6 protein-coding genes are annotated in these 7,870 nt (G+C 69.6%); all 6 read left to right on the forward strand.

Going from position 1 to position 7,870, the window contains the following annotated elements; all coding sequences use genetic code 11:
- Positions 1–24: 24 nt before the first annotated feature.
- A complete protein-coding gene (locus TSO5_RS22985) occupies positions 25–2,349 on the forward strand; it encodes an AAA family ATPase (protein WP_109153805.1) in 2,325 nt (774 codons plus the stop codon).
- A gap of 68 nt (positions 2,350–2,417) precedes the next feature.
- Positions 2,418–3,575, forward strand: coding sequence for a glycosyltransferase (locus TSO5_RS22990; protein ID WP_109153806.1), 1,158 nt, complete (start codon positions 2,418–2,420; stop codon positions 3,573–3,575).
- On the forward strand, positions 3,572–4,564 hold the full coding sequence (locus tag TSO5_RS22995; protein ID WP_109153807.1) for a glycosyltransferase family A protein: 993 nt from the start codon (positions 3,572–3,574) through the stop codon (positions 4,562–4,564). The genes TSO5_RS22990 and TSO5_RS22995 overlap by 4 nt, the downstream gene beginning before the upstream one ends.
- Entirely contained in the window at positions 4,561–6,093 is a 1,533-nt protein-coding gene (locus TSO5_RS23000) for an O-antigen ligase family protein (RefSeq protein ID WP_109153808.1), read from the forward strand. Before TSO5_RS22995 ends, TSO5_RS23000 begins: the two co-directional genes overlap by 4 nt.
- Positions 6,078–7,265, forward strand: a complete 1,188-nt coding sequence (locus TSO5_RS23005) for a glycosyltransferase family 4 protein (RefSeq protein ID WP_247870911.1) — start codon at positions 6,078–6,080, stop codon at positions 7,263–7,265. The genes TSO5_RS23000 and TSO5_RS23005 overlap by 16 nt, the downstream gene beginning before the upstream one ends.
- A 10-nt stretch (positions 7,266–7,275) precedes the next feature.
- On the forward strand, positions 7,276–7,870 hold a 595-nt coding region (locus tag TSO5_RS23010), incomplete at its 3' end, for a glycosyltransferase (RefSeq protein ID WP_146203825.1).

Raw genomic sequence — 7,870 nt, forward strand, 5'->3', positions numbered from 1 at the left:
TGTCGAGATGAAGGAGTTCAGCCCATGGACGCACCGGAACACCGATTGCCGCCAGGCACGGCCGGTATCCCCTCCGGCTTTGTCGCACCGCCGGTCGGAACGGGCGCCGACAAGGTCAACGTAGGCCGTCTGGTCCAGACGCTGTGGCGCCAGAAATGGCTGATCCTTGGGCTGACCGCGGTGCTGTGGCTGCCCGCGGTGCTGCTGATCAATGCCATGACGCCGCTCTACAGCGCCTCATCCGTCGTGGTGATCGATCCGCATACGAACCGGGTCATCAACATCCCCTCGGTGTCGGAACCGATGGGAATGTTTCTCGACACCGTCAACACCGAGGTCGAGATTCTGCGGTCCCGCGATCTCGCCCGCCGGGTGGTGGAGATGCTGAATCTCGGGAAGGAGCCGGAATATGCCGCAACTCCCGACAAACCCGGCCTTCTGACCCCCTTGATGGACGAAGGCCGCGCCCTGCTGACGGATGTGGCGTCCGATCTTCCCGAACCGCTGTCCGCCCTGCTGACGCCGGCCGCGCGCCCGCCCGCTCCGACCGGCAGTGCCGAGGAGAAGGAAACCGCCCGCCTGATCTACGCTTTCCAGAAGAACCTGCGCATCAACCCCGGCGTGCAGTCGCGGGCGATCCGCATCACAGTGGAGGCCAAGGACCCGCAACTGGCGGCCCGCGCCGCCAACGCCGTCGCCGACGCCTACCTCGCCATCCAGGTTGAGGCGAAGCGCAAGGCCACCCAGAACGCCAGCGAGTGGCTGCAGAGCCGGCTGGACGAGCTGCGCCAGGACATGACCACCACCGGCCGCGCCGCCGTCGAGGCGATGCGCGCCGAAACCGGCATGGCCAAGGGCCGCGATGCTCCCCTGGTCAACGAAGAGATGTCAGCCCTGAACGCCCAACTGGCGGAGGCGCGCACCGCGTTGACCAATGCCCAGGGCCGGCTGCGCCAGTTGCAGTCCGTCCAGCCCGGCAATCCTGAATCGCTGACCGGCGCCGACATCGGCACCGACCCGCTGATCACCGGCCTGCGCCAGCGTCAGACGGCACTGAGCGCCCAACTGGCGGAGCTGCGTGCCCAATATGGCGACCGTCACCCGGCGCTGGCGCGGCCCGCCGCGGAGTTGCGCGAACTCAATGCCGCCCTCGCCACCGAGGTGGATCGCGTGATCCGCAGCCTGCGGGGCGAGGTGGAGCAGCAGATCGCCAAGATCCAGAGCCTGTCCCGCCGGCTGGAGGCCCTGCGAACGGAATCCTTCGACAACCTGCAGGCGGACGTGCGGTTGCGCGAGCTTCAGCGGCAGGCCGACGCATCCGACGACAACTATCGCCGCGCCGTCACCCGCCTGAAGGAGACCCAGGTGCTCCAGGCGCTGGAGATGACGCCCGACGTGCGCATCGTGTCCTCCGCCGACGTCCCGGTGGGGCCGGTCGGGCCGGGCAAGTCCGTGCTGGCGGCGTTGGCCGCGGTGGTCTGCGGCGCCATCGCCACCGGCATCGCGTTGGTACGGACCGCCAGCCAGCGCGGCGTCTACAGCTCCCATCAGGTGGAGGCGGTTCTCGGGCTTCCGGCGGTCGGTATCGTGCCGCTGCTGGGCCGGATCAAGCGGTACACCGGCTCCGACGCCAAACGCGACCCCTATTCCAACACCGGCGGCGGCGAATTCGCCGAGGCGGTCTGGCGGCTTTGCGCGCGCCTGCATCTGGTCCGCACCGGCGCCGAGCCGGCCACGGTCAAGGGCGGCGAGGTGGTGATGCTGACCTCGTCGGTCGCGGGCGAGGGGAAGACGACGCTGGCGGTGGCGCTGTCCGCCTTCCTGGCCGACACCGGCCGCCGGGTCGTCATCGTCGACTGCGACACCCGCCGCCCCGCCGTGCACCGGCTTCTCGGCGGCACCCGCCCGCCCATGGGGCTGACCGACCTGCTGGAAGGCGATGCGACGCTGGATCAGGTCGTGCAGATCGACGACCGCCGCCGGGTGGCGGTGATCGCAGCCGGCCGGCCGGTCGAGCGCCCGCAGATCCTGTTCGGCTCCAAGGCCATGCTGTCGCTGCTGGTGGAGCTGTCCGAACGCTACGACGTCGTCGTCCTCGACACGCCGCCGGTGCTGTCGGTGTCGGACGCGCTGATCCTGGCGCCGTTGGCCGACCGTGTCCTCTACGTCGTGCGCTGGGCGCGCACCGCCACCAGCCTTGCCAGCGCCGGCATCAAGCAGGTTCGGCAGGTCGGCGGGCGGATCGGCGGCGCGGTGCTGTCGATGGTCAACGCCCGCGACCACGCGAACCTGGAATACGGCGCCCGTCCGCCCAGCGGCCGTTCGTACCGCCTGCGCCGCATCGCCTGAACGGAAGCATCCAGAACCCAAAAACCCTCGGCCCAAGTGAAGGCCTGCCCCTTGCCGGAGGACCCACAATGAAAGTCGCGATCGTCCATTACTGGCTCGTCGGGATGCGCGGGGGGGAGAAGGTTATCGAAGCCCTGTGCGAGCTGTATCCGGAGGCCGACGTCTTCACCCACGTCTACCGGCCGGAGCGGATCTCCCCGATCATCCGCAGCCATCAGGTCACCACGACCTTCATCGACCGGCTGCCGATGGCCCACCGGATGTATCAGAAGTACCTGCCCCTGATGCCGCTGGCGTTGGAGCAGCTCGACCTCAGCGACTATGACCTCGTCATCAGCAGCGAATCCGGCCCGGCGAAGGGGGTGCTGACCCGGCCGGACGCGCTGCACGTCTGCTACTGCCACACGCCGATGCGCTATGTGTGGAGCGGCTACCACGATTACTTGCACTCGGCCGGGCCGATCGTCCGGCCGCTGATGCCCTATGCCATCCACCGGCTGCGGCAATGGGATCTGGCGACGGCGGCGCGGGTCGACCGCTTCATCGCCAATTCGGAGACGGTGGCGAAGCGCATCTGGCGGGTCTACCGCCGCGATTCCACCGTCATCAACCCGCCGGTGGAAACCCGGCGCTTCGCCACCGCGGAGCCGCCCGGCGATCATTACCTGTTCGTCAGCCAGCTGGTGTCCTACAAGCGGGCCGACGTGGCGATCGAAGCCTTCAACCGCATGGGCCGCAAGCTGGTCGTGGTCGGCGAGGGCGAGGAATACCGGCGGCTGAAGCAGATGGCCGGGCCGACGGTGGAGTTGCTGGGCCATTGTTCCGCCGAGGAGCTGGACCGGCAGTATGCCGCCTGCCGCGCCCTGATCTTCACCGCCAACGAGGATTTCGGCATCGTGCCCGTCGAGGCGATGGCCGCCGGCCGGCCGGTGATCGCCCTGAATCGCGGCGGCGCGACCGAGACGGTGAGGGATGGGCTGTCGGGCCTGTTCTTCGACCAGCAGACGCCGGAAGCGCTGATCGAGGCGGTGCAACGGTTCGAGGCGCAGGAACGCCGCTTCAACCCCACCGTCATCCAGGCTTATGCCGCCCGCTTCGACCGTGCCGTGTTCAAGGCGCGGCTGCGCGAGACCATCGACAGCTGGATGAACGGCGAGGAACCGGCCCTGGCCCCGGCGCGGGCCGCCGCAAACGACGCCCGCGGGCGGGAGCTGGCTCCGGCATGAGCGTGACCATGAACCCGTCCTCCGCGGCCCCCGCCGCGCCCGATACCGCCGAGCGGCTGGGCGTCACCGTGATCGTCCCGACCTATCGCCGGCCGGACCAACTCGCCGGTTGCCTGGACGGTCTGGTCCGGCAGACGCTGGCGCCGGTCCAGGTGGTCGTCACCGTGCGCGACACCGATCCGGAGTCCGCCGAGGTTGCCCGGCGCTACGCATCCACCTTGCCGATCGAGGTTGCCGATATCGACGTGCCGGGGCAGGTGGCGGCGATCAATCGCGGCATGGATCATGCCCGCGGCGACATCGTCGCCATCACCGACGACGACGCCGTTCCCCATTGCGACTGGGTCGAGCGGATCGAGGCCTGGTACCGCGCCGATCCCCGCATCGGCGGCGTCGGCGGCCGCGACCATGTCTATCACGACGGCGTGCCGGAAACCGGGGAGGCCCAGGTCGTCGGCCGGCTGCAATGGTTCGGCCGGGTCATCGGCAACCATCATCTGGGTGTCGGCCCGGCTCAGGACGTGGACGTTCTGAAGGGCGCGAACTGGAGCTTCCGCCGCGCGGCGATCGACGGCCAGCGGCTGAACACCCGGCTGCGCGGCAGCGGCGCCCAGGTCCGCAACGAGGTGGATTTCTGCCTGCGGCTGTCCCGCCAGGGATGGCGGCTGGTCTATGACCCGCTGGTGGCGGTCGACCATTTCCCGGCGGTGCGCTTCGACATCGACCAGCGCGGCGCGAACCACTTCCACCCGCTGGCGCAGGAGAACGCGACCTTCAACGACACGCTGGCCCTGATGGCCCATTTCGGCCCGGCCAACCGCGCCGCTTTCGCCGCCTGGGCCATGCTGGTGGGGACCTGCGAGTTTCCCGGATTGGCGCAATGGGCGCGGCTGTCTCTGCGCGGCGACCGCCATGCCGGGGCGAAGCTGCGCGCCACGGTGCGCGGCCGGCTGGAGGGAATGCGCGACTGGCGGGAGACGGCGGCATGACCTTCGCCACAGCCGACTTCGAGCATGGCCATCACGGCGTGGGCCATCATGACACCGGCCACCACGGCATGGGCGGCTTGCCGTCCCTGAACAGAATGGCGGCACCGGTCTTCTGGTTTCTGGTGGCGGTCCCGGTCCTGATGGGCAAGGCCGGTGTGCTGGAAATCGTCTTCCCGATCGGGGCGCTGGCCGTCGGCGCGCTGCTGGTGACGCGCGACCCCGCCCGGTTCGCCGCCTTCACGTGGTGGCTGTGGTTCCTGACGCCGGAGGTGCGCCGGCTGGTCGATTACCAATCGGGCTGGAGCGTCATCAGCCCGATCATGGTGACGCCCTTCGTCGTCGGCGCCATGACCTGGCTGGTGATCGCACAGTATCTGCCGATGCTGCGCTACCGCGCCTATTTCGGTTTTGTGCCGGTGATGCTGGGGATCTCCTACGCCTACGTCAACGGCATCACTCAGGCGGGCGTGGCGGCGGCGACCTTCGCCCTGCTGAACTGGCTGATCCCGGTGACGCTGGGGCTCTACGTCGCCCTGCACTGGCCGATCTACCCGCAGATGCGCGACGCGGTGCTGCGCGCCTTCGTTCTCGGGCTGGCGCTGGTCGGCGGCTATGGCCTGATCCAGTATTTCATCATGCCGGCCTGGGATGCGCGGTGGCTCCTCAATGTCGGGATGACCAACCAGGGCTTGCCGCTGCCGATGCAGGTGCGGGTGTTCAGCACGATGAACTCCTCCGGCCCGCTGGCCTTCTTGCTGATCACCGGGCTGGCCCTGCTTCCCGCCGCCCGCGGCGTCCTGGTGCCGGTCGCCGGCGCCCTGGCGTTGGGCTCGCTGCTGCTCAGCCTCGTACGGGCGGCCTGGCTCGCCGGGCTGTTCTCTTTCACCTGGCTGATGCTGACCATGCCCGGCCGCCACCGGATGCGGCTGATCGCGGTCGGCGTCGGGTTGATCCTGTGCTCCCTGCCGCTGCTGAGCGTGCCGAAGGTAAATCAGGCCATCGTCTCCCGCTTTGACACGCTGAATTCGATGGAGAGCGACCGCAGCTTTCAGGACCGGCAGGAATTCTACGTGACGTTCCTGTTCTATGCGATGACCGAGGTGCGTGGCGCCGGGCTCGGCACCATCGACACCGCGACAAAGCTGACCAACGAGGACGGGCACCTGGGAATTCTGGCGAATTTCGACAGCGGCATCCTGCGCGTGCCCTATGAGCTGGGCTGGCCCGGCGCGTTGGGCTATGTCGCCGGCTTGATCGCGCTGACGGCCGGGATGCTGCGCCGCGGCGGCGCCCCGCCCGACCCGTTCGCCCGCTGCGCCGAGACGGCGGCTCTCACGATGCTCGGCTGCATGGTGTTCGAACACACGCTGGTGAAGGTCACCGGCGTCGGCTTCTGGTTCTTCCTGGGCATGGCGATGGCGGCCAAGAATTACGGGCTCGCCAGCCAGCAAGGCGCCGCCCCGGCGCCCGTCCATCAATTCGTCCCCGCTCATCACCTCCAAGAGGACAAGCAATGGACGGAAGCCTGATCCTGCCCGGCACCCTGCCGGGGAAGATGCGGGAGGCCAGCGTGCTTCAGCTTGGGCTGGGCTGGTTTCCGGAGACTCATGGCGGGGCGGAGAACATGTTCTACCACCTCGCCCGTTACCTGCCGCAGCAGGGCATCACCTTTTCCGGGCTGGTGCTGGGCACCGTTTCACAGACGCTGGACAACGGCGCCCGCATCGACAGCTTCGCACCGCCGACCGCCTCGCTGCCGCGCCGGGTGGCGGCGGCCCGGAGCGCCATCGCCGAGACCCTGCGCCGGCAGGCGCCCGACCTCGTCGCCGCCCATTTCGCGCTGAACATGGTGGGCGCCCTGCCCGCCTTGCGCAACCGGCCGCTGGTCGTCCATTTCCACGGCCCCTGGGCACTGGAAAGCGCCGCCGAGGGCGCCGGCCCCCTGGCGGTGCTGCTGAAATTCATGGTGGAGCGGCTGGTCTATCGGCGCGCCGCCCGCTTCATCGTCCTGTCGCAGTCCTTCGCCACCATCCTGGCCGAACGCTATGGCGTACAGCTGGAGCGCATCCACCGGGTGCCCGGCGGCGTCGTTGCCGACCGCTACGACCTTGCCGACAGCCGCCTTCAGGCACGCGCCCGCCTCGGCTGGCCGCAGGGGCGCCCCATCCTACTGACGGTGCGCCGGCTGGTGAAGCGCATGGGGCTGACCGCATTGGTCGACGCCATGGTGGAGCTGCGCCGCCGGGTGCCCGACGTTCTGCTGGTCGTCGCCGGGCGCGGACCGGAGGCGGCGGCGCTTCAGGACCGCATCGGCGCGCTGGGGCTGGAGGAGCATGTGCGGCTGCTGGGTTTCGTTCCCGACGCGCATCTGCCGCTCGCCTACCGCGCCGCCGACCTGTGCGTGATGCCGTCGCAGGCGCTGGAGGGCTTCGGCCTGACCGCGCTGGAATCGCTGGCGGCCGGCACGCCGGTGATGGTCACGCCGGTCGGCGGCCTGCCCGAGGTGGTGGAGGGGCTGGACGGCGACCTCGTGCTGGCCGGAACCGATGCGCGCTCCATCGGCATCGGCCTTGCGGAGGCGCTGACCGGCGTCCGCCGGCTGCCGGACGCCGACGCTTGCCGGGCCCTGGTGCGCAGCCGGTTCGACTGGCCGGTCATCGCCGCCCGCACCGCCGCCGTCTATCGCGGCGCCCTGCAGTGAGAATCCCGCGATGAGCACGATCGTCATTCTCTGCGACCATGCCCACCCCAGCGGCGGGCTGGCGAAGGTCGCCATCGCCGGCGCCGTCGGGCTGGCCCGGCGCGGCCACCGGGTCCATTTCTTCACCGCCGTCCCACCCATCGACCCCGCCCTGCTGACCGATGGCATCACCGTCCATTGCCTGGAGCAGCCCGATCTGAAGGGCAATGCCGACCGCGTGCAGGCGGCGCTCCGCGGCATCTGGAATCGGCAGGCGGCACGCGCGCTGGAAAACCTGCTCGGCAGCTGCCCGGCCAACGACACGGTGGTCCATATCCATGGTTGGGCCAAGGCGCTGTCGCCCAGCGTCTTCCCGGTCTGCCGGAAATCCGGCCTGCCGGTGCTGCTGACCCTGCACGATTATTTTCCGCTCTGCCCCAACGGTGCCTTCTTCGTCTTTCCCGAGGGTGTCAACTGCCCGCACCGGGCGCTGTCCACCGGTTGCCTCGCCACCGACTGCGACGCCCGCGCCCGGCACCACAAATGGTGGCGGGCCGCCCGCCATGCGGCGGGGGCGCTGGCCGGCGGCTTCACCGGCGGCATGGCGGGGGGGGCGCCCCGCGACC

This window comes from Azospirillum sp. TSO5 (genome assembly GCF_003116065.1).
Classification (GTDB): Bacteria; Pseudomonadota; Alphaproteobacteria; order Azospirillales; family Azospirillaceae; genus Azospirillum.